The following is a 21,547-nucleotide window of genomic DNA, read 5'->3' as shown; positions in this document are numbered from 1 at the left end:
CGGGATCAGTCGAAGGAGTTGTACCGAGGCGATTCGATCGCGAGGCGGCCCATGGCCGAGTGGAGGGGGAAACCGGTGTCGATCACCGACGACGCGAGGCCTGAGTCGCGGCCGCCGTCCCAATCCGGTGGAGGCTCCGGTGGTGGCAACTCCAACGGGGGCGGCGGCAACAAGGGCGGCGGGAACAAGGGCGGCGGCGGAGGCGGATACGAGGGCGGCTCGTTCGACAAGGCGCCCCCACAGGACGTCGCGGCCGAGCAGGGTGTGCTCGGCGGCATGCTGCTGTCCAAGGACGCGATCGCCGACGTCGTCGAGATCCTCAAGGTCGGCGACTTCTACCGGCCGGTCCACGCGACGATCTACGACGTCATCCTGGACCTCTACGGCCGCGGTGAGCCGGCCGACGCCCTGACCGTCGCGGCCGCCCTCGCCGACCTGGGCGACCTGCAGCGGATCGGCGGTGTGCCCTACCTGCACACCCTGATCGAGAGCGTGCCGACCGCGGCGAACGCCTCCTACTACGCCCGGATCGTCTCCGAGCGCGCCATCCTGCGCCGTCTGGTCGAGGCCGGCACCAAGATCGTGCAGCTGGGTTACGGCACGGGCGGCAACGGCGGCCGTGACGTCGACGACATCGTCGACCTGGCGCAGCAGGCCATCTACGACGTCACCGAGAAACGGGTCAGCGAGGACTTCGCGGCCCTCGGCGACATGCTCCAGCCGACCCTCGACGAGATCGAGGCGGTCGGCGCGTCCGGTGGCATGATGACCGGGGTCCCGACCGGCTTCCAGGATCTGGACCGCCTGCTCAACGGTCTGCATGCCGGTCAGCTGATCATCGTGGCCGGCCGTCCCGGTCTCGGCAAGTCGACCGCGAGTATGGACTTCGCCCGTAACGCGGCGATCCAGCACGGTCATGCCAGCGCCATCTTCTCGCTCGAAATGAGCAAGATCGAAATGGTGATGCGCCTGCTCTCCGCCGAGGCCCGCGTGCCTCTGCACACCCTGCGCTCGGGCCAGCTCTCCGACGACGACTGGACCAAGCTGGCCCGCCGGATGGGCGAGATCAGTCAGGCGCCGATCTTCGTCGACGACACACCGAACATGAACCTCATGGAGATCCGGGCCAAGGCGCGCCGGCTCAAACAGCGGCACAACCTCCGGCTCCTGGTCATCGACTATCTCCAGCTGATGTCCTCGCCGAAGAAGACGGAGAGCCGTCAGCAGGAGGTCTCCGAGCTCTCCCGTGGTCTCAAGCTGCTGGCCAAGGAGATCGAGTGCCCGGTGATCGCGGTCAGTCAGCTGAACCGTGGTCCCGAGCAGCGGACGGACAAGCGCCCCCAGTTGTCCGACCTGCGTGAGTCCGGCTGCCTCACCGCCGACACGAGGGTTCTGCGTGCCGACACGGGTGCCGAGACCACGATGGGGGAACTTTTCGCGGCCGGGGCCCGGGACGTGCCCGTGTGGGCGCTCGACGAGCGGCTGAAATATGTACGCCGCCACCTCACCCATGTCTTCAGCACGGGGGAGAAGCCGGTCTTCCGGATGCGGCTCGCATCCGGGCGGGAGATTCGCGCAACCGCCAATCACCCGTTCCTGACCTATGAGGGCTGGACGCCGCTCGGTGACCTGGCAGTCGGCGGCCGGATCGCCGCTCCTCGCCACGTCTGCGCACCCGAGCACGTCACCCGGTGGGACAACCGCCAGGTGATCCTGCTTGCTCACATGATCGGTGATGGGTCGATGGTGGCGCGGCAGCCGATTGGCTACGCCGGCGTCGACGAGTCGAACCTTCAGGTGATGACCGACGCTGCGGAGTACTTCGGGATCAGTGCCATCCGGGACGACCACGCAGCCGCCGGGTCCATCAGTCTTCGACTTCCGGCTCCGTCCCGCTTGACGGATGGCCGCCGCAATCCCATCGCGGCATGGCTGGACGGCCTAGGGCTGTTCGGAAAACGGGGCCACGAGAAGTTCGTGCCCGACGAGGTCTTCTCGCTTCCCAAAGAGCAGATCGCCCTGTTCTTGCGTCACCTGTGGGCGACCGACGGTTCCGTGCGGCTTCGGCCGACAGGTGAAGAGGGCCCGGTCGGGCAGGTGTACTACGCAGCCACCAGTCGTCGCCTCGTGGATGATGTGGCACGACTTCTGTGGCGGTTCGGTATCCAGTCCCGGATCATGACGGTCCGCCGGGCCGGCTATCGCGACGGTCATCACCTCTACGTGGACGGCGTCGGCGATCAAGAGGCGTTCTGCCGAGTCATCGGCGTGCACGGCAAGCGTGGTGAGGCGGCCGAGACCCTGCGTCAGAGGCTGGACGGCATAAAGGCGAACACCAACGTCGACACAGTCCCGCGGGCAGTGTGGGAGCAGGTCAGGGACATCCTCGCCGAGCGCGACATGACACAGCGCGAGTTGGCTCCCACCATGGCAACCCAGTCCTCCGGGAGCACACTGCTGAAGCACGATCCGTCCCCGGACCGCATCGCCCGGGTCGCGAGGGTCCTCGAGGACAGCGAGCTCGAGATGCTGGCCACCAATGACATCACCTGGGATGAGATCGTCGAGATCACCCCTGACGGTGTCGAGACCGTGTATGACGCGACGGTGGCCGGAGCACACAATTTCATTGCCAATGGCATCGCCGTCCACAACTCGATCGAGCAGGACGCAGACGTGGTGATCCTGCTGCACCGTGACGACTACTACGACAAGGAGTCGCCACGCGCCGGCGAGGCCGACTTCATCGTCGCCAAACACCGAAACGGCCCGACCGACACCATTACGGTGGCGGCGCAGCTGCACCTCTCGCGGTTCGTCGACATGGCGATCTGAAAAGTCCCTATCTCGTACGTTCGGAGGCGTCCCCAACCGCACCCGGCCCGTTGCGGGCCTACCCCGCGACGCCTCCGCAGCGTGAGCCCACAAGGCGGCTCACGCGCCACTGCCCCATCGCCGGCTGTCGCGAACCAGCGACCGCAGACTCGTCTTCCATCGACGAAGCGGGATATGCGTGAGATTAATGGGCACGAATGATTCGTGGACGTTTCCGAAAAGGCACAGCGGGCGTCGGGGTTGATGCCCGGAAAGAGCCGCTACGGGGAAGAACACGTGGCGGCGCCTATTGCCGGGGCGCGATGTCGACGGTGGGACCCGCGGCCCGGCGGGGGGAGTGTGGATCGGTGACCGTGGGGTGGGATCACCGGTCCTGGTATGCGGTATTTCGGGGCGAAACTGAATGTGTGGGGCTTCAGCAACCCCTGAAGTAGGGGATCGGGGTGGCTCCGGTCCCGTGTCGTTCTTTCCAGTATTCCGGGGCGTCAGGCGTCGTCGGTGGACCGGTGATGGGCGACCAGTTGTTCGATCTGCCGGGATTTTCCTGCCGACGCGTGCTGGACGGTTTCCACGATGACGCGGGCGAGCGTGTCGACCGGCCACTCGCGGCAGGCGTCCTGGTCGATCCGCAGGTCGACGAGCCTGCCGTCGGCGTCCACAGTGGCCCGCACCTCACCGGTCTCGGACTCGGCGCTGACCTGCATGGTGGCGACGCTGCGCTGGAGCTCGTCCACCCCGGAGCGAAGCTCCTCGTATCGGCCGTAGACGTCTTCGAGGTCGGTACGCAGGTTGGGGTCGGCCGCAGGATCGGCAGTTTCAGTCACGGTTGTTCCTCCGTTCGCCGCGACAGGGGCGGACGTGAGAATACCCAAGATCGGCGACGTTGCGTATTCCAGCAACTTCGTAACGCACACGAAAAGAGAGACTTATCGAAATAGCTCACTCTTCAGTGACGATGCGACTCCGATTTGTGACTACCTAGAGTGAGCAAAACCACTTCCGCAATTCGAGCAGTACGGAGAAGTTCGCGAATCTCCACAGGTCCACCGAGCACTGTGGAGCGCTACCTCGAACGGTGACATGACTCTGCGTGCGCGAGGCCCAGCTCGGGGCGGCAGAAAATTATCTGCCCGGATCCTCACCGGCCAGCCGGAAACCCTCCTGAAGCGGGCCGCCGACCCGGTCCAGGACGGCCAGCACCGCCGCCACCAGCGGCTCACGGTCGCCGTCGGCGAGGACGGCGCGCTGGGCCGCCATCAGCCGGCCCGGCAGATCCGGATCGACCTCGGCCAGCCGGCGGGGAAGCCACTTGCCGCGTGCCGACCAGCGGTTGCCGGCCAGCAGAAGCAGATCCGAGACGGCGAGGACGAGAGTGGTGGCGAGGAAGGCGATCTCCACCGGGTCGGAACAACCCCGTAGGTCGTCGAGGAGGTCAGTCACCAGATAACGCTGGAAGGCGACCTGGTCGGCGGCCGGTACGGGAGGTCCCGCGTCGAGTATCGCGGCGGCCTCGGCGCGATAGGCGAGCGCCGGGCCGTCCGCACCGATCAGGGGCACACCCTCGGCGACCATGCGCAACAGCGGGGTGCGGCGGTTCGACACGTTCTGCCGCCAGTAGTGCCGAAGCGAGGACGGCGTGTACACGAACCACTCGACGAGCTGCCCGTCATGACGCAGGGTCTCCCGGAAGGACGCCGGCTCCCCGTCCATCACGACCACTATGTCCAGATCGGACCACGGTGTCCGGCGGGCGGTCGGTGCACTCCCACCGAGGAAGGCCGCGTGAGCTTGCGGGAACCGTTCCCGAACGAGACGACCGGCGAGGTCGACAGGATCATCCGACACGACACCCACCGTGCCACATCACCCGAGCGTGACCCGACCCCGCCGTGTCGGGGCACACCAGCCGCGGGGGTCAGCCGCTGGTTCCCGCCCTCGGAGTCGGATCGGTGGCCGCACCGCTTCGAGCGGTCGGCAGCGGGGTTGAATTCACTGAGCGTGCGGAGATCGCGCTGTGACCGGCACGGGATGCATCGCGGCCGGAAGATCGGGCCGCCGGGGTGTCACGGGAATGCAGGAAGCCGCCGGTGGGGAGACGGTCGATCCCGGCGCCCGCGGACATGCGGGCGGCAGAGATCGCCTGACTCCTCACCGGCGGCTTCCCACCGCAGAGCGCTGCTGAACCGGTCAGCCGAATCGACCGCGCGAGCGCAAGTGAGGCACCGACCAAGCGGCGAACACCGGCAAGCTGCCGCACACCGCCGAAGCACCGCCCGCGGCGCCACGGCGCACGACTCCACGGTGCACGGCTCCACTGCGCACCGGCGAGCTACCGCTGCGCAGTGGTAAGCCACCGGCGCGTACCGGAGGGACGCCGACGGCGCGCTGCCCGGAAGCAGCAGCAGCGCCGACGGGACGCCCGCGAGACGGAGCCGGCCGGCTCAGGTCAGTCGAAGAGGTTGTGCAGGAAGCTGCGACGACGGTAGTGGCCGTGGTGACCGTAGGCGGCGGGGCGCCGGTAGTGGCCGTGGTGACCGTAGGCCGGAGCGGGCGCGGGCGGGTAGGCGTGCGGCGCCGGAGCCCCGTAGGGAGGCGGGGGCGGCGGGGCCGCGTAACCGGGCTGCTGGTGCATCGGCTGCCCCGGGGCGTGGGGGGCGGGCGGCGGCGGAACCTGTCCACCGGACGGGGGGCGGTTGTAGTTGGCCTCGGCTGCGAACAGCTTCTCCAGCTCGCCGCGGTCGAGGAAGATGCCGCGGCACTCGCCGCACTGGTCGATCGTGACGCCGCTGCGCTCGTAGACCCGCATCTCGCCGTGGCACTTGGGACACGTCATATGCATTTCAATGACGGTACAAGGCCGTGTCATGCCGTGGGGCCGAAGAACCTGTGTCCTTGCTGAGTACTGGTGCAAAGAGCAGCAAAGCAACCGGGTAGAGGAGGTAACCGAAACGTGTCGTCGGCATCAACAGGATGGCGGTGAGAAGCCCGTATCCGCAGAAGAGGGCGGCGGAGTAGGCGGTCCGTGGCGGGCGGCGCAGCAGCAGGAATCCGATCACGGCGGCGGCGGAGACGAGCAGGCCGACGGCGATGTAGCGGCCGCCGGGTAGGGACTGGGAGATCAGGTAGCCGGGGAACGGGGACCGGGCGGGGCTGGTGACCAGACCGTGTCCGAGGGGGAAGCGGAGGACGTTCTCGATCAGGGCGTCCGCATCGACGAGCAGCGGTGGCAGCAGGGCGAGCAACGGCAGGCCCAGGGCGCCGGGGAGCAGGCGGCGCCACGTTCCGGTGGCCACCGCGTGGACGACCAGGACGGCGACGACCGGCAGGGCGAAGAGTTTGCAGGCGGCCGCGGCGCCGACGGCCAGCCCGGACCAGCCGGGACGGCCGGTCGCGGCCAGGGCCAGGGCCAGCAGACACAGGGCCAGGACGGGGATGTCGTCGCCACCGGTCGCCAGCGTCAGTGCGGTCACCGGCAGGACGGTGGCCGCCTGAATCGCCCGGACCAGGGCAGGCGAGACGGGCGCGACCGGACCGGATGCCTCGGGGGCCGGGGCCTGGGATACGGGGGCGGTCGAGCGGAGCAGCTTGAACGGCGAGCGCGTAGGTCGTACAGCTGAAGGGGTGGGAAGCGACCGGACCAGGGTGACGGCCGCGCCGAGCGTGACCAGCGTCATGATCGCGAACCAGATCCTGGCGTCGGTGAACCAGTGGTCGCCCGCAAGGGCGCGGGGGACACCGAAGAGCGACATTCCGGGCTGATAAGGGCGATAGCCGAGAAGGCGCTCGTCGAGCGGGATCGCGGCGATCTCGGTACGGCTCAGGTAGGGCGTGCCGCTGTGCAGCAACGACTCGCCCATGTGCTCGACGACGAGCACCTCCTCCTGGGCCCGATCGGTGCGCCCACCGGCCCGCTGCACCGACTGGATCACGAGCGGCAGCAGCGCCACCGCCCCCCAGGTCGCCCAGGCGAGCAGGTCCCGGCGCTGGACCAGGTAGACCAGCAGCGCGGCGGTCAGATAGCCCCAGGCCGCCACCGCCCCCCACGCGCGATGTGGCAGCAGGGTCGAGGTCAGAGCGGTGACCAGCGCGAAGACCGCGGAGAGGGCGTAGAGGGCCAGGTCCAGCTTCTTGGTCACGCGGGCAAGTTTGGCAGACGGCGCACAGGTAGGCGCACCACCGAACCCTCGTCGTGCAGGGCCGCCGCCAGCATGCCCGGCCGGCCGCCGGACCCGCGTTGCAGCATGCCGAGGAAACGTGCCGCCGAGTACGGCCGGGCGAACAGGTGCCCCTGACCCGCCACGCAGCCGAGAGCCCAGAGTGCACGCCGTTGCGGCTCGCTCTCCACGCCCTCGGCCACCACCGTCAGGTGCAGGTTGCGAGCCAGGTCGACGGTGGTCCGCACGACCGCGGCGGCCTCGGCGGTGGTCTCCACCCCGGCCACGAACTCACGATCGATCTTGAGCTGGTGCACCGGGATGCGGGACAGCACCGACAACGACGAGACGCCCGTGCCGAAGTCGTCGATCGCCAGCCGGACGCCGGCGTTGCGCAGCTCGGCCAGGGCGCGTTCGACCACGTCCAATTGGCTGACGGTGAGGGTCTCGGTGAGTTCCAGCACCAGCCGGTCGGCGGGTGCGTCGTGGCGGGCGAGCCGCGCCAGTACCGCGCCGGGGAAGCTCGGGTCGAGCAGGCTGCGTGGTGAGACGTTGACCGCGATCGGCAGGTCGAACCCGGCGTCCCGCCAGCTCTGCCGGGCGATCAGCGACTGCTCGAGAACGGCGTCGGCGAACGCCGGCAGCTGGCCGGACCGCTCGACCGTCTCCAGGAACCGGACCGGGCTGAGGCTGCCCTGGTCGGGGTGGTGCCAGCGGGCCAGGGCCTCGGCCGCCAGGACCTCGCCGGTGCCCAGGTCGACGATCGGCTGGAAGTCGACGATGAACTCGTGCTGGGCGACGGCCCGCCGGAGTTCGCCGGTGAGCATCAGCCGTTCCAGATCGGCGGTGTCGCGGGCGTGCGCGTAGACGACGATCTGCTCGCCGGCACGTTTCGCCTGGTACATGGCGATGTCGGCGCGTCGCATCAGTTCCTCGACACTGCCGGTGCCGGCTGCCAGGGCGATGCCGCCGGCCGCCTCGACGGTCAATCGCATGCCCTCGACCTCGATGATCGCGTCGAGGGTGGCGAGCATCCCGGTCGCCCGGTGCCCGGCCAGCGCGGGCGTGGGCAGGCCGGTCAACAGCACCGCGAACTCGTCGCCGCCGAGCCGGGCCACCAGGTCGCCGGGTTCGGCCGAGTCCCGCAGGCGGGCCGCCACCTCCCGCAGCACCTGGTCACCGGCGGCATGCCCGAGCGTGTCGTTGACCTCCTTGAAGTGGTTCAGGTCGATCAGCAGCAGCGCGAACAGGCCCTGGGCGGACGAACGGAACACCTGCTCGGCGCACTCGTACAGCCGGCGGCGGTTGGCCAGGCCGGTCAGCGGGTCGTGGGTGGCGGCATGCGCGTTCTCGGCGGCGATGCGGGCGAGTTCGGCGTACGCCTGCGCGTTCCGGATGGCCGTGCACACCGCCGACGCGAACGTCCGCAGTTTGTACTGCTCGACCTCGGTGAGCCGGACCGTCCCGCCGAATCGCAGGCGCAGCACCCCGACCCGGACACTGCCGTCGTGGGCGACCAGGTCGACCGATGTCTCGTCCGGTGGTGTGACACCGCTCACCGGGCGCGGGCCGTCGACGAGGACCTGGGACGCGGTCGCGCGAACCGTCCGTCCGGCCAGGTCGATCGCGGACTCGGCGGCCGAGAAGATCTGCGCCGCCCGGGTGGTCGCCGAGTGCAGGACCTGGGTGAGGTCGACGGCGTTGAGCTCGTCGGTGGCCTTGGCGAGGCGCTGCCAGGATTCGCGTTCCTCGCGGGTGCGGACGCTGCGGGACTGCCACAGGTGCATGCACAGCACAACGAGCGGGACGACCAGCAGGAGCAGTGGATTGGTGCCGGTGGCCAGGACGCCGACGACCAGCAGGGCGGTGACCAGCTCGCCGATCATGCAGATGATGTCCCCGGCCCAGTTGCGCAGTGCGACCTCGCGCACGCCGTTGCCGGTGGCGGTGACCAGCACCGGCACGAACACCAGGTGATCGACCACCACGAAGGTGATGAGTGCCACCACGATGGGCAGGACGGGGAAGGGCGGGCCGGTCAGATCCGGTCGTACGCCGAAGGCGAGGAAGACGGCGGCCGCCGAGCCCGTCGTCAGGGCCTCCTTGGCCACTCCGAAGACGGATTTCTGGAGGCCGAGGCTGTTCAGGCAGCGGAGCAGGGTCATCGCGACGACGGCGCAGAAGACCACCCATGGTGCCGGTAGCAGCGTCAGGCCGACCAGGACCGGGATCTCACCCCAGGTCGTCGCGTCGGTGCTGGCCTTGACCCGGACCAGGACCTTCACCCGGTTGGCGATCATCAGGGCGGCGCAGAGGCCGAGGAGAGCCAGTGGGTGCGGCAGCGGTTCGGGGTAACGCAGGGCGTATGTCGCGAATCCCGCCACGGTGCCGAGCCCCAGCACGACGACGAGACCGACGAGCAGCCGGAGCCGCTGATCGGTCACGTTGTCGTCGCTGCGTTGCAAAGACATGCGGTCCTTCGTCGTCGCCGAGTGCGATCGGGTCGTCGCTCCAGGCACAAAGTACCGGTTTCAGCCCCACTCTTTGTTGTCGCGCATGGCGTTCCCTCCCTTTTGTCCTAGCTCGTCCTGACAGGAGAGAATTTAGATCCAGATAGGTGTCTGATTCCAGTGGATCGTGTCGCTATGCGCAGAATGCGACAATAGGACGAGGTGCCGTTACGGACAGTTTCTGAATGGGAACTCATCGCAATGAGAATCGCGTCATTCAGGCCGCGACAATTCTATTTCCCAACCCGGCCGCAGCATCGCTGAGCAGTGTGGACGGAGTATGAAGCGAATGCGGCAGCGTTGCGAACTAAGCTCCCGGTATGCCCCAGGAAAGCCAGCTCACTCACGTCGACGAGACCGGCGCCGCGCGCATGGTCGACGTGTCCGCCAAGGCGGTGAGCGACCGCCGCGCCATCGCCGCCGGCCGCGTCCACACCACCGCTGACGTCGTCGACCTGCTGCGCCGCGACGGCCTGCCCAAGGGCGACGCCCTCGCGGTCGCCCGGCTTGCCGGGATCATGGGAGCCAAGCGGACCCCCGACCTCATTCCGCTCTGTCACCCGATCGGGCTGCACGGGGTCAAGGTCGAGCTGGACCTCACCGCCGACACCGTCGAGATCACCGCCACCACCAAGACCGCCGACCGGACCGGCGTCGAGATGGAGGCCCTCACCGCCGTCGCCACGGCCGGCCTCGCGATGATCGACATGATCAAGGCGGTCGACCCCGCGGCCAGCCTGGAAGGCATCCGGGTGCTGCGCAAGGAAGGCGGCAAGACCGGAGACTGGGTACGCCCGGAGGACCGGCCGTGACCATCCGGGCCCGAGTCGTCGTCGCCTCGAACCGGGCCGCCGCCGGTGTCTACGCCGACACGAGCGGGCCCCGCCTGGTCGCCGGCCTCCGCGAACTCGGCTGCGATGTGGACGAGGCGCCGGTCGTCGTACCCGACGGGGAACCTGTCGCCGCAGCCCTGCGCGCCGCCGTCGCCGACGGTGTCGACGTGGTCCTGACCAGCGGCGGAACCGGGGTCACCCCGACCGACCGCACCCCCGAGGCGACCCGTGGGCTGCTCGACTTCGAGATCCCCGGCATCGCTGAGGCGATCCGCGCCCACAGCCGTGACCGGGTGCCGGCAGCCGCACTGTCCCGCGGACTCGCCGGAGTCGCCGGCCGCACCCTGATCGTCAACCTGCCCGGCTCGACCGGCGGCGCCAAGGACGGGCTCGCCGTGCTCGGCCCCCTGCTCGTCCACACGGTGGACCAGATCAGAGGCGGCGACCACTGACCTCCCGTCGGCGCCACCCGGTGGGCCGCGTCCCTGGCCCGCGGCCGCTGAGCGCTAGGCTTTCCCGGTGACCGAGTCGACCCCTGTGGACTGGGAACTGGCGCGCACGCTCGCCTATCAGGCCGGCCGTGACGCGGCCGGCGGCGCGGAGCGCATTCCGCTGGCCGTGGCCGACGGCCGGACCCTTGCCGAGCCGTTGCGCACCCTGACCGACCTGCCCGCCTTCCCGACATCGAGCATCGACGGGTGGGCGGTGCGCGGTCCCGGCCCATGGCGCCCGGTCGGTCGTGTGCTCGCCGGCGGCACCCCACCGCCGCTCACCGCGGACGGCGACTGCGTCGAGATCGCCACCGGCGCGATGGTGCCGGCCAACGCCACCGCCCTCATCCGGATCGAGGATTCGGTCACCGGCGCCGACGGCCGCGTCTCCGGCGAGCCGCGCACCGTCCCCGACTGGCGGCTGCCGGGCGAGGAGGCACGTCAGGGCGAAGAACTCTTCCCGGCCGGCACACCGGTGGACCCGGCAGTCGTCGGCGTCGCGGCCACCTGCGGTTACGAGACTCTTTCGGTACGGTCGGAGCCCCGCGCGGCGATGCTGGTCTTCGGCGACGAACTGCTGACCGCCGGGCCACCCGGAGCAGGCCGGGTCCGCGACTCCCTGGGTCCGCAGGTGCCCGGCTGGCTGCGGCGCTACGGCGCTGCCGTGGAGTCGGTGCAGGGCCCGGTCAAGGACACCCTCACCGCCCACCTGGACGCGATCCGGGTCGCCCTCGACACCGCCGATCTGGTCTGCACCACCGGCGGCACCATGCACGGGCCGGTCGACCATCTGCATCCGGCGCTCGCCGAGCTCGATGGGTCGTACATCGTCAACACCGTCGCCGTACGCCCCGGGTTCCCGATGCTGCTGGCCAGGGTCCCCGGCCCGGACGGGCGGTCCCGCTTCCTCGCCGGCCTGCCCGGCAACCCGCAGTCCGCGGTGATCGCCCTGGTCACGCTGGTGGCGCCGCTGCTCGCGGGCCTCCAGGGCCGGGCTCTCCCACCCCTGCCGTCGGTCACCGCCGGCGCGGACGTGGCCGGCCGTGGCGGCTTCACCCACCTGGCGCTGGCCACCCTCGACCCGACCGGCCGCACCGCCGTTCCGGCCGGTCACGTCGGTTCGGCCATGCTCCGCGGACTGGCCAACTCGCACGGCTTCGTCGTGGTCCGGCCCGGCACCCGGGCTGCCGCCGGCGACACGGTTCCCTTCCTGCCCCTTCCTCTGATGCCCGGGGAGCGCCCGTGACCCCCTCCGTTTCCCCTCCAGCCGGCGGCCCCGTCCCGGCCGATGCTCCTGCTCCGGCCACGGACGCCCCCGAGCCGGCTGTCGATGCTCCCGCTCCGGCCGCCGGCGTCTCCGGTTCGGCTGACGGTGCTCCTACTCCGGCCGCCGGCGTCTCCGGTTCGGTTGTCGATGCTCCGGCCGCCGGCGTCTCCGGTTCGGCTGTCGGTGCTTCTGTTCCGGCTGCTGACGTCTCCGGTTCGGTTGTCGGTGCTTTTGCTTCGGCCGCTGGTGTCTCCGGTTCGGCAGTCGCCGGGGTGGTGACCTTGGCCACGGTGGTGGACGAGCCGCTCGACCTGGCCGCCCACGAGGCCGCCGTCGCCGATCCCCGGGCCGGTGCGGTCGTCTCGTTCCAGGGGGTCGTCCGCGATCACGACCACGGTCGCGGTGTCACGTTGCTCGAATACGAGGGGCACCCGACCGCTACCGCGATCCTGCGCGAGGTGGCCGAGGAGATTGCCGCGGACCCGGCCGTCTACGCGGTGGCCGTGTCCCACCGGATCGGCACACTGGCGATCGGTGACGTAGCGCTTGTCGCCTCGGTCAGCACAGCACACCGGGCAGCGGCTTTCGCGGCGTGTGGCCGCCTGGTCGACGAGGCCAAGGCCCGCCTGCCGATCTGGAAGCGCCAGGTCTTCCTCGACGGCACCGAAGAATGGGTCAACTGCCCCTGACCGGTTGCCCGCCTCGGCGAGCCGGTGTCACAGGCGGTTGTGGCCCGCCGCTACGGCTGGAGAGCTGTCGGCGTCAGAAGCGGCGTGAGCTCTGAACGGTCGGGCCCGGCGAGTTCTGCCGCGCCAGCCGTCCTGATCGCGATGCTCGACGTGCCCAGCGTCGCCGACGGCAGCGCTCGAGACGTTGGCCAGCGCACACAATCGCTGAACGTGGGCTCTCGGATACGTCCTGGCATGCATAGGCGCACACGATCCGCGGACTGTGTGCGTGAAACCGGGTCATGGCGATGACAGCAGCCCACATAAGCATTGCGTGCGCTCCCGTCGTCGCAGGCAGACCATTGGCCGCGGCCGATCGTTGCCCGCGAAGGTTCCCGGCCACGGTGCGATGCGGCCGATCGTTGCCCGCGAAGGTTCCCGGCCACGGTGCGATGCGGCCGATCGTTGCCCACGAAGGTCCCGGCCACGGGACGATGCGGCCGAGCGTTGTCGCATGATGAACCCCGGCCCCGGGCGGTGCGGCCGAGCGTTGTCGCTCCGAGATGCCTGCCTCGGGCCGTGCAGTCGAAGCCGGTTCGGGGCTGCCGCTTCGGGGCGGTGAACGCCGCATATCCGCAGCTCGGTGCTGTTCCCGTCGGCGGAAACGAGACCGGTTCCCAGCCGCTGTCGTCGGCCGCGCCCGGCGTTCCGGCGAAAGCGACGAGGATCGGCGGCTGTGGGCCGGTGGTGAGCAGGTGTGAACCGGAGACGGGGTTCAGCCGCCCCTCGGCAGGGGGATGGCCGCCCGGCGGTGGGGAGCGGCGCGGACGGTCGGCATAGCGGGCGATCCCTGGCGCCACGGGAGGACGTTGACCAGCAGGATCAGGGCCAGCGCGGGCACGTTCCAGCGGAGCGACCAGACCGGCGCGGCGATCAGGATCAGGTAGCCGATACCGGCCGCGGCGAGGTAGACGGTGCCGGTGCGGCGGGTCGACCGGGGTACCCGGATGCCGAGGCGGCTGCGTACGCCGGCGTCGGCGAGGACCAGGATGGCGGGAAGCAGCCACAGGCTCTCGGCGGCGGTGGTCACCGGGCCCGCGACGGCTGCGGTCAGGCCGATCAGGGTGAAGGCGGCCACCTCGTCGCCTTCGGTGTGGGCGGAGCGGGCCCGGATCAGGCCGACGGCCACGAGCAGGATGCCGAACGCGAACCAGACGAGGACGGGCGGGGCGGGGAAGCCGTACAGCCGGGCCATCACGCCGGCCAGGGACTGGTTGTCGAGGTCGCTGACCGGGGCGGGGCGGGCCAGTTCCCACATCGTCGTCCCGTACCACGTGAGGGTTTCGGTGGGAGCCGCGACCAGGACGCCCAGGGTGACCACCGCCGCGGTGGTCAGGGCGGTGAGCGCGGCCCGGCGCTGCCGCGTGACCAGCAGGTAGATGACGAAGAGGAGGGCCGTCGCGCTGAAGGTGACGGCGAGTCCGGTGCCGGCGCCGGCCCAGGATCCGCTCGTCCAGAGACGGCGCAGGGTGCCGCCGCCGGACAGGCCGATCTCGCGCCGGGTCGACTCGGAGCGCTTCGATGATTCCGACAGATCGCCCGAACAGTGCGGCCGGAGGGTGGCCCGGAATGCGTGGACGATCCGGGAGCCGCGAGGGCGGCCGTCGGCGAACGGGCTCGCGCTGAACCGGCGGCCGGTGAGCGGTGAGCGGGCGCGGGGGGAGCGGCGGGACCGCAGAAGGGCGGCCAGGGACCGGTCTCGGACCCGGGCCGCACGGCGCAGCCCAACCAGGTCGGCGGCGAGCAGGGCGAGGATCAGGAGTTCCGGGCGGCCGAGACCGACGGCGGCGCGGACCGGTTCGGCGAGTAGCGCCAGGGCGGCCACGGCCAGCACGAACGGGGTGCGGCGCCGCCCATGCCGGCGGGCGACCGGCCCGGCGACGACCAGGGTGGTGAGCAGGAGTGCGGCGAGTCCGCCGAGGGCGAGCAGCCCACCGGCGGTGCGCAACGGCAACAAGGTGAGAGGCGCGATGAGCAGCGCGAGTGCGGGGGGCAGGGCGGCGCCTGCTTCATTCTTCGGGGAGCGGTACGCGTAGAGCCCGTCCCCGGCCAGCCAGCCCCGGATCGCCTCGTGTTCGACGGCGAGGGTGCTCAGGCCGTACCGCTCGATGTAATGGGTGATGATCGCGGCCGTGACCAGCACGCCGACGGCGAACAGTCCGGACCGCATGCGCGCGGCGTTGTGCGCGATTCTCCTGATTGCCGGCATGGCGCGACCCCCGTCTCGTCCCCGGGCACGGCACGTCCTGCCGATCGACCCGCCCGCGTACGCGAAGAGCGCAGCGGTAGGGAACGGCGGCAGGGCGTTGCCGAGCGGAAGCGAGCTTAGAAGGCGCTGACCGACCGCGCGGCCCCTCGTCCGCTTTAACGCAAAGGCCGCAATAAGGTTGTTAGCCGGGCAATCTGCGCGCTGCAACGGCGGAGGCGGCGGCGATCTTGGCCTCCCGGCGGGCGGTCCGCACCGCGCGCCGCATCGTCCGCTGGCTCCGGTCGATCGCATGCGATGTCCGATAATGAAGACTGGGGCGACCTTCTGTGTCGACCGCGGCCAGCAGGAGCCCGCCGAGCAGGCCGAGATTGCGCAGCAGGTTGTCGCGGTCGCCCTTCTCGGTCAGGGTGTGCGGGATGAGCCCGGCCGCCAGGACCGCCGCGGCCGGCCGGGTGAACCGCCCGGTGGCGAGGGCCAGACCGGCCACCACGTCGGCGGCCGCCTTGACCCGGACCAGGGTGAGCGGGTCGGTCGGCAGGCGTGGATCGGTCCGCTCCAACAGCGGCGTCACCCGGTCGGTGAGCGGGCGGACCGCGTCGGCGCGGGTCTCCGGCTGGTTCAGGGTGCGGATGCCGTCGACCACGAAGATCGACGCGAGCAGGGCACGGGCTGCGGTGCGTACGGGCCTCATCACCCGGTTATACCCACAACCTCGCCCTCATACCGGCTGTGTCCTGAGGTAGCGGCCGAAGTGCGGGACGGTGAACGCGACGGTTCCCCGCTCGCCGGAGTAGATGAGTCCCTTTCTGATCAGCGCGTCCCGGGCCGGGGAGAGGCTGGCCGGCTTGCGGCCGAGGGAGATCGCGATCTCGGAGGTCGGCACTGCGGCGTCCATGTCGTTACCCGGATCGTCGGAGAGCGCCGCCATGGCCCGCATGTACTCCCGCTCCGCCGGGGTGGCCCGCTCGAACCGGGAGCCGAAGAAGCCGACCGCCAGCTCACCCTCCGCCTCCGGCGCGGCCACCCGCACGTCGTCCGCGGTGATCGGCGTCTGGGGCGCGTGATCCCAGGTGGCTTTGCCGTAGGCCTGGACGAAGTACGGGTACCCGCCGGACTTCTCGTAGAGCAGGTCGAGCGCCTCCTGGTCGTACTCCACGCCCTCCCGCTCGGCGGGCACGCCCAGTGCCAGGTCGGCGGCGTCCCGGTCGAGGCGGTCGATCCGTGCGTAGCGGAAGAGCCGTTCCGAGTAGGACTTGGCCGCCGACAGCACGGCCGGCAGGTGGGGCAGCCCGGCGCCCACCACGATCAACGGTGCGCCCAGCTGGGACAACTCGTGGCAGGCCGCGCAGAGAGCCGATACGTCGGTCGCGCTCAGGTCCTGCATCTCGTCGATGAACAGGGCGATCCCGGTGCCCACGTCGGTGGCCAGAGACGCCGCGTCGGTGAACAACTCGACCAGGTCGATCTCGATGTCGCCGGAGTCGGCACGCCCCCGGGCCGCGGGCACATCGATGCCGGGTGCCCACCGGTCGCGGAGCTTGCTGTTGCCGTCGTTGGCCCGCAGCGCGAACGCCTTGAGTACGCCCAGCACCTCGTCCACCCGGTCCGGATCGCGGTGGTGTGGAGCCAGCTCCCGGATCGCCATGTGCAGCGCGCCGGAGACCGGGCGGCGCAGTGACTGATCGGGTCGTGCCTCGATCTTGCCGGTGCCCCAGAGGCGACCGATCGCGGCCGACCGCAGCGTGTTGAGCAGCACCGTCTTGCCGACGCCACGGAGGCCGGTCAGGACCAGACTCCGCTCCGGCCGGCCGCGGGCCACCCGCTCCAGAACCACGTCGAAGGCGTCCAGCTCACGGCCGCGTCCGGCCAGCTCGGGCGGGCGCTGACCAGCGCCGGGAGCGTACGGGTTCCGTACCGGATCCATGACGTAGCACCGTATCGGGCTGTCTAGCGTCAGCGCTAGAGTCCGCTCGATATCACCCTCTAAGCTGGTCTAGCTGTGCCGCTAGAAAGCGCTAGAGGGGCTCATACTCGCGCAGGCAGAGGACAAAATCGACGTCGTCGTACTCAGTGTCGTAGTAGTACCACTTCGTATACTTCGGCACGGTCGCGCACTTTCGTACCGCGTCCCTCTCCCCCGTGGTACGGCCGTCGACGCGCTTCAAGATCTCGTACGTGTTCGCCGTACACACCACGATCCGCAGCTTCGGCTCCGTGTTCGTGCCCTCGTTGCGGACACACTGACCCTTCGCCGCGAACCGGGCGTCCGCACTGGGCTGCGGTCGCGCCCCGGGCACGGCCGGTGTGGTGGCCACCGCCATGCCACCGTCCGCCGGTTCCTTCTCGCTGCCCAGCAGAAACCAGGCCGCGGTGGCCACGCCGCCGCCGATCAGCACACTCAGCGCGGCGACCGTGGCACCCATCGCGAACCCGCGACGGGCCGGGGGCTTCTTCCACTCGGGTTTCTGCCACTCCGGCGGCGGCGCGAAAGCCTGCTGCTGGGGGATCTCCTGCGCATGGCCGCCCCACGGATCCGACGGCTCGGCGTATGGCTGCTCAGGGGCGCCGCTCGACCATGACTGGCCGGAGTGCGGCCCGTTCTGCGACATCGGGGGTCCCTCCGGGAGCGGTCTGCGCCGCCTGCCACCGTAGCGTGCGGCGGACGATCGGATACCTTTCACCTTCGTGTCGTCACAACTGGTGATCTTGTCGATGCTCTTCGGTGCGGCGGCCGGGGCCTTCCTGCCCCGGATCGCCCATCGGCTGACCGTCCCCTTCGGAACGCCGGCCCGCTCCGCGTGCGGCCGGTGCGGGCGGGCGTACCCAGCGGGAGCAGCCGGATGGATCCACGCCGGACCGGCCTGCGGTGCCGGTGGGCACTGGCCGTCGGTGACGTTCGCGCTGGCCGCCGGCGTGCTGGCGGCCGCTCTCGGTCCGGTGCCGCAACTGCCCGTGCACCTGCTCGCGGCGATCCCCGGGCTGCTGCTGGCGATGATCGACCTGGGCTGCCTGCGGCTGCCCGACCGGCTGGTCGGCATGTTCGCGCTGGCCGGGGGAATCCCGCTCGCCCTGCTCGCGCCGGACCGGATCGTTCCGGCACTGGCCGCAGGCCTGCTGGTCGGCGCCGCCTATCTGGCGATCGCCCTGTTACCCGGGCACGGACTCGGCCTCGGCGACGTGAAACTGGGGGCGGCACTGGCGTTCCTGCTCGGGTTCGCGGGCTGGCCGGCGGTGGCCGTCTGCCTCGGCACCGCCCACCTGCTCAACGGCTCGATCGCCGCCTGGTTGCTGGTGACCCGTAAAGGGCGGCCGATCCCGTTCGGGCCCGCCCTGCTGGTCGGCTTCCTTCTAGCTACAGCAACCTGAGCTGCCGGTCCTTCGGACGAGCGGGCGTGGCCTCGCCCAGTTTCTCGAAGAGTCCGGAATCGATCACGTCGAGGAACGGCGTCGGGGACTGCTCCCGCTCACTGCCGTGGCGGAACCGCTTCGCCGCATGGCTCACGTAGAGACGGTCCTGGGCACGGGTCAGGCCGACGAAGAACAGCCGCCGCTCCTCGGCGACCTCCTCCTCCGACGGTGTCGAACCCGGCCAGCGCAGCGGCAGCAGCCCGTCCTCGCACCCGACCAGGAACACCACCGGGAACTCCAGGCCCTTCGCGGCATGCAGGGTCAGTAGGTTCACCGCCTCGGCGCGCGGGTCCAGCGCATCCACCTCGGCACCCGTCGCCAGCTGCTGAAGGAAGAGCGGGAGGTCGTCGTCGACCCGGTCGGCCAGCGGCAACAGCAGTTCGGCGGCGAGCCGGACGTCCTCCGGGGCGAGCTGCTCGCCGTCCAGGGTCGGCGCCACAACCCGCTGGGCCAGCGCCTGGCCGGCGGCCCGCACCCGGGACGCCAGCGACCCACCGGCACCGCCGGCGTGCCGCAGCTCCCGGGCGATCTCCGGAACACCGGGACGGTCCCGCAGCCGGTTGTGCGAGCGTTTCTGCACCGGGATACCGGCCCGGGACAGCGCGTCCATGATCGGACCGGACTGCGCGTCGGTGCGATAGAGGACCGCGATGTCCGAGAACGACAGGTTGCCGGCGACCGCGGCCCGGGAGTCGATCCGGCCCGAGTCCAGCGAACGGTGCGACAGGCCACCGACCAGCTCGTCGATCGTCCGGACCACGAAGTCGGCCTCGTCGGCGACACTGCGGGCCGTATACCGCCCGACCAGTGACGCCTCCGGATCAAGCCGGGCCGGGTCCAGACGACGGCCACTGACCAGCGTCGTCGGTGCGATCGCCTGCACCGCGGCGGCCAGGATCGGGGCCGACGACCGGTAGTTGCGGGTCAGCCGGACCAGCCGGGCGTCCACGAAGTCGGCGTTGAAGCGGAGGAAGTACTGCACGTCGGCGCCACGGAACGAGTAGATCGCCTGGTCCGGGTCGCCGATCGCGCACAGGTTGCCGTCCGCCGGGCTGAGCAGGCGCAGCAACTCGTACTGCAGATCGTCGACGTCCTGATACTCGTCCACGAAGATCCACTGCCAGCGCCGGCGGTACTTCTCGACCAGCGCCGGGTCCTCGCGCAGCAAGGTCACCGGCACACTGATCAGGTCGTCCAGGTCCACCAGATCCTGCTGGCGCAGCAGCTTCCGGTACGCCGTGTCATCGTCACCGGCCTGCTCACGGGCCTGTGCCTGCTCCTGCTCGTCGGCGATCCGCCAACCCGAACCCAGCCCGGCAGCCTTCGGATTCTCCTTCAGCAGGGTGAGGCCCAGTGAGTGGAACGTGCCCACGGTGATGTCCTCGGCCACGTCACCGAGCAGCGACTCCAGGCGCTCCTTCAGCTCCGCGGCGGCCCGCCGGGTGAACGTGATCGCCAGACAGCGCTCCGGGAAGACCCCCAGCTCGGCACAGAGGTACGCGATCCGGTGCGTCAGCGTCCGGGTCTTGCCGGTGCCCGGCCCCGCGACGATCAGCAGCGGCCCGCCCGGCGCCGACGCGGCCACCCGCTGCATCGCGTCCAGACGGTCCAGCAGGCCGGTGCCGACCTCCTCCATCCCGGCGAGCATCGGCTCGAACGGCTCGTGCGGGCTCGGCGGCGGAGCCAGCGGCGGCGGGGCCGGCTTCTCCTTCGCCGGTTTCGTCTTCGCCTTCTCCTTCACCGGCTCGGCCCTGGGTTTCGGCTGAGCCGCCGGGAAGTCGAAGAGCGTCTCCACCTGCGGGGCACTGCTGCGGTTGCGCAGCTCACCCGGGTCGAACAGAGTGATCACGCCATACTCGCCGTCGTAACCGGGCACCCGTCGCACGTCGCCGCGCCGGAGCCGGGTGATCGCCTCACGCAACTCGTCGCCGCCGGCCTTACCGATCTCGTCGACCGGCACCTTACGCAGAATGTCCAGCTCCGCGCCGAGCGTCGCGACCAGGTGGTTCAGCTGGGACTCGACAGTCTTCGACTTCGGGCCGACGCCGTGGATCTCACCGATGATCTCGTGCAGCTGGATCAGGTGCTCGACGTGGTCGTCGCGGTGGAAGCCCTCCGGCCGATCGGCCAAGTCCTCGACGCGGCTCAGCACGCCGACCGTCAACGGGCGGCCGCACTCCGGGCAGCGGCCGTTCGCGGCGCGTGTCCTCGCGGGCTCCCAATTCACGCCGCAGGCCCGGTGGCCGTCGGCGTGATACTTGCCCTCCTCCGGGAAGAACTCGAGGGTCCCGGCCAGACCGATGCCGTCCCTCACCGCGAAGTAGTCCGGGGTGCCGGTGAACAGGGTGGCCTCACGCGCCAGGGCGGCCGGCGAGTGCGCGTCCGAGTTCGAGACCAGTCGGTACCGGTCGAGGCCGGAGACCCGCCAGTTCATCGCCGGGTCCGACGACAGGCCGGTCTCCACCGCTGTCACGTGGTCGGCCAGATCGGCGTAGCAGTCGGCGATCGCGTCGAACCCCGACTTCGAGCCCAGCGCCGAGAACCACGGCGTCCAGATGTGCGCCGGGATCAGATAGCCGCCGGCCTCCAAGGTGATCTCCAGGAGATCGCGCGAGTCCAGCCCGAGGATCGGCCGGCCGTCGGCGGTCAGGTTCCCGATCCGGGACAACGCCGTGTTGATCTTCTCCACCGACGCGAAGTCCGGAGCGTAGAGCAGGTGATGCACCTTGCGGGTCTTGTCGTCGCGCTTGTAGATCGTCGAGATCTCCACGCTCAACATGAACCGGGCCGGCGTGCTGCCGCGCAACGACCCGGGGAGACGCCTGGTGACCGGCTTCTCGTCGACGAGCCGGAACAGGCCGGGCTCCGCCGGCTCCAGGCTCTCCCTGAGGTGCTCGAACCAGGCCGGGTGGGTGAAATCCCCTGTGCCCAGAAGAGCGATGCCCTTACGCCGCGCCCACCAGGCCAGGTTGGGCAGCGTCAGATCACGACTACAGGCCCGCGAAAAGCGCGAATGAATGTGCAGGTCCGCGACATATGTATCCGTGCTGACCTCCACACCCCGCATCCTGTCACGGCTGTCGGTCTCGCCAAGCTTCGCCACGCTCAAACA

Annotated in this window: 16 protein-coding genes; 6 read left to right on the top strand and 10 right to left on the bottom strand. The window is 70.3% G+C overall.

The genetic code is table 11. From position 1 onward, the window contains the following. Positions 1-75: 75 nt before the first annotated feature. Positions 76-2,835 carry a replicative DNA helicase gene (locus BC793_RS38455; protein ID WP_109601565.1) on the top strand — a complete coding sequence of 920 codons (2,760 nt, stop codon included), beginning with the start codon at positions 76-78 and terminating at the stop codon, positions 2,833-2,835. Between the two features lie 485 nt (positions 2,836-3,320). Here BC793_RS38455 and BC793_RS38450 read toward each other — a convergent pair whose 3' ends face one another. From BC793_RS38450 to BC793_RS38430, 5 genes are all read right to left on the bottom strand, one after another. Next, on the bottom strand, positions 3,321-3,659 hold the full coding sequence (locus BC793_RS38450; protein WP_109601535.1) for a YbaB/EbfC family nucleoid-associated protein: 339 nt from the start codon (positions 3,657-3,659) through the stop codon (positions 3,321-3,323). Positions 3,660-3,957: 298 nt separating this feature from the next. Next, positions 3,958-4,680, bottom strand: coding sequence for a nucleotidyltransferase domain-containing protein (locus BC793_RS38445; protein WP_109601534.1), 723 nt, complete (start codon positions 4,678-4,680; stop codon positions 3,958-3,960). 601 nt (positions 4,681-5,281) lie between these two features. Beyond that, complete coding sequence (locus tag BC793_RS38440) at positions 5,282-5,674, bottom strand: TFIIB-type zinc ribbon-containing protein (RefSeq protein WP_109601533.1); 393 nt, start codon at positions 5,672-5,674, stop codon at positions 5,282-5,284. A 1-nt stretch (position 5,675) separates the two neighbouring features. Next, complete coding sequence (locus BC793_RS38435) at positions 5,676-6,971, bottom strand: glycosyltransferase 87 family protein (protein ID WP_109601532.1); 1,296 nt, start codon at positions 6,969-6,971, stop codon at positions 5,676-5,678. Continuing rightward, entirely contained in the window at positions 6,968-9,460 is a 2,493-nt protein-coding gene (locus BC793_RS38430) for a putative bifunctional diguanylate cyclase/phosphodiesterase (protein ID WP_109601531.1), read from the bottom strand. The genes BC793_RS38435 and BC793_RS38430 overlap by 4 nt, the downstream gene beginning before the upstream one ends. Positions 9,461-9,819: 359 nt before the next feature. On the opposite strand from BC793_RS38430, the gene moaC reads away from it, so the two are divergent. The 4 genes from moaC (at position 9,820) to BC793_RS38410 (ending at position 12,779) form a co-directional block, all read left to right on the top strand. Then, complete coding sequence (gene moaC / locus BC793_RS38425; RefSeq protein ID WP_109601530.1) at positions 9,820-10,311, top strand: cyclic pyranopterin monophosphate synthase MoaC; 492 nt, start codon at positions 9,820-9,822, stop codon at positions 10,309-10,311. Next, positions 10,284-10,784: a MogA/MoaB family molybdenum cofactor biosynthesis protein gene (locus tag BC793_RS38420; RefSeq protein ID WP_109601529.1), complete on the top strand. Its 501-nt coding sequence runs from the start codon at positions 10,284-10,286 to the stop codon at positions 10,782-10,784. The genes moaC and BC793_RS38420 overlap by 28 nt, the downstream gene beginning before the upstream one ends. Positions 10,785-10,851: 67 nt before the next feature. Next, positions 10,852-12,069: a molybdopterin molybdotransferase MoeA gene (locus tag BC793_RS38415; RefSeq protein ID WP_109601528.1), complete on the top strand. Its 1,218-nt coding sequence runs from the start codon at positions 10,852-10,854 to the stop codon at positions 12,067-12,069. Between the two features lie 293 nt (positions 12,070-12,362). Next, a complete protein-coding gene (locus tag BC793_RS38410; protein WP_109601527.1) occupies positions 12,363-12,779 on the top strand; it encodes a molybdenum cofactor biosynthesis protein MoaE in 417 nt (138 codons plus the stop codon). 754 nt (positions 12,780-13,533) lie between these two features. Here the strand turns inward: BC793_RS38410 and BC793_RS51890 are convergent. The 4 genes from BC793_RS51890 to BC793_RS38390 form a co-directional block, all read right to left on the bottom strand. Further along, positions 13,534-15,027: a glycosyltransferase family 87 protein gene (locus tag BC793_RS51890; protein WP_282959007.1), complete on the bottom strand. Its 1,494-nt coding sequence runs from the start codon at positions 15,025-15,027 to the stop codon at positions 13,534-13,536. Between the two features lie 181 nt (positions 15,028-15,208). After that, the gene (locus tag BC793_RS38400) at positions 15,209-15,718 is read right to left on the bottom strand and encodes a DoxX family protein (protein ID WP_109601526.1); all 510 of its coding nucleotides are present in this window, start codon (positions 15,716-15,718) and stop codon (positions 15,209-15,211) included. Positions 15,719-15,745: 27 nt separating this feature from the next. Continuing rightward, positions 15,746-16,951, bottom strand: a complete 1,206-nt coding sequence (locus BC793_RS38395) for an AAA family ATPase (RefSeq protein WP_109601525.1) — start codon at positions 16,949-16,951, stop codon at positions 15,746-15,748. 91 nt (positions 16,952-17,042) lie between these two features. Next, positions 17,043-17,636 (bottom strand): LppU/SCO3897 family protein, encoded by a 594-nt coding sequence (locus BC793_RS38390; RefSeq protein ID WP_109601524.1) that lies wholly within the window; start codon positions 17,634-17,636, stop codon positions 17,043-17,045. Between the two features lie 76 nt (positions 17,637-17,712). On the opposite strand from BC793_RS38390, the gene BC793_RS38385 reads away from it, so the two are divergent. Then, the gene (locus tag BC793_RS38385) at positions 17,713-18,393 is read left to right on the top strand and encodes a prepilin peptidase (protein WP_239170528.1); all 681 of its coding nucleotides are present in this window, start codon (positions 17,713-17,715) and stop codon (positions 18,391-18,393) included. Here BC793_RS38385 and BC793_RS38380 read toward each other — a convergent pair. Next, positions 18,380-21,502 (bottom strand): UvrD-helicase domain-containing protein, encoded by a 3,123-nt coding sequence (locus BC793_RS38380; RefSeq protein WP_109601562.1) that lies wholly within the window; start codon positions 21,500-21,502, stop codon positions 18,380-18,382. The genes BC793_RS38385 and BC793_RS38380 overlap by 14 nt on opposite strands. Positions 21,503-21,547: the final 45 nt, after the last annotated feature.

Origin of the sequence: Actinoplanes xinjiangensis, from assembly GCF_003148685.1 — a bacterium.
GTDB lineage: Bacteria > Actinomycetota > Actinomycetes > Mycobacteriales > Micromonosporaceae > Actinoplanes > Actinoplanes xinjiangensis.
This window is presented reverse-complemented; position numbering and strand designations above follow the sequence as displayed.

Bases quoted from the DNA above. Each gene is read 5' to 3' on its own strand.
- BC793_RS38440 (WP_109601533.1), bottom strand. From the start codon at position 5,674: ATGCATATGACGTGTCCCAAGTGCCACGGCGAGATGCGGGTCTACGAG.
- BC793_RS38430 (WP_109601531.1), bottom strand. From the start codon at position 9,460: ATGTCTTTGCAACGCAGCGACGACAACGTGACCGATCAGCGGCTCCGG.
- moaC (WP_109601530.1), top strand. From the start codon at position 9,820: ATGCCCCAGGAAAGCCAGCTCACTCACGTCGACGAGACCGGCGCCGCG.
- BC793_RS51890 (WP_282959007.1), bottom strand. From the start codon at position 15,027: ATGCCGGCAATCAGGAGAATCGCGCACAACGCCGCGCGCATGCGGTCC.
- BC793_RS38400 (WP_109601526.1), bottom strand. From the start codon at position 15,718: ATGAGGCCCGTACGCACCGCAGCCCGTGCCCTGCTCGCGTCGATCTTC.
- BC793_RS38395 (WP_109601525.1), bottom strand. From the start codon at position 16,951: ATGGATCCGGTACGGAACCCGTACGCTCCCGGCGCTGGTCAGCGCCCG.
- BC793_RS38390 (WP_109601524.1), bottom strand. From the start codon at position 17,636: ATGTCGCAGAACGGGCCGCACTCCGGCCAGTCATGGTCGAGCGGCGCC.
- BC793_RS38380 (WP_109601562.1), bottom strand. From the start codon at position 21,502: ATGCGGGGTGTGGAGGTCAGCACGGATACATATGTCGCGGACCTGCAC.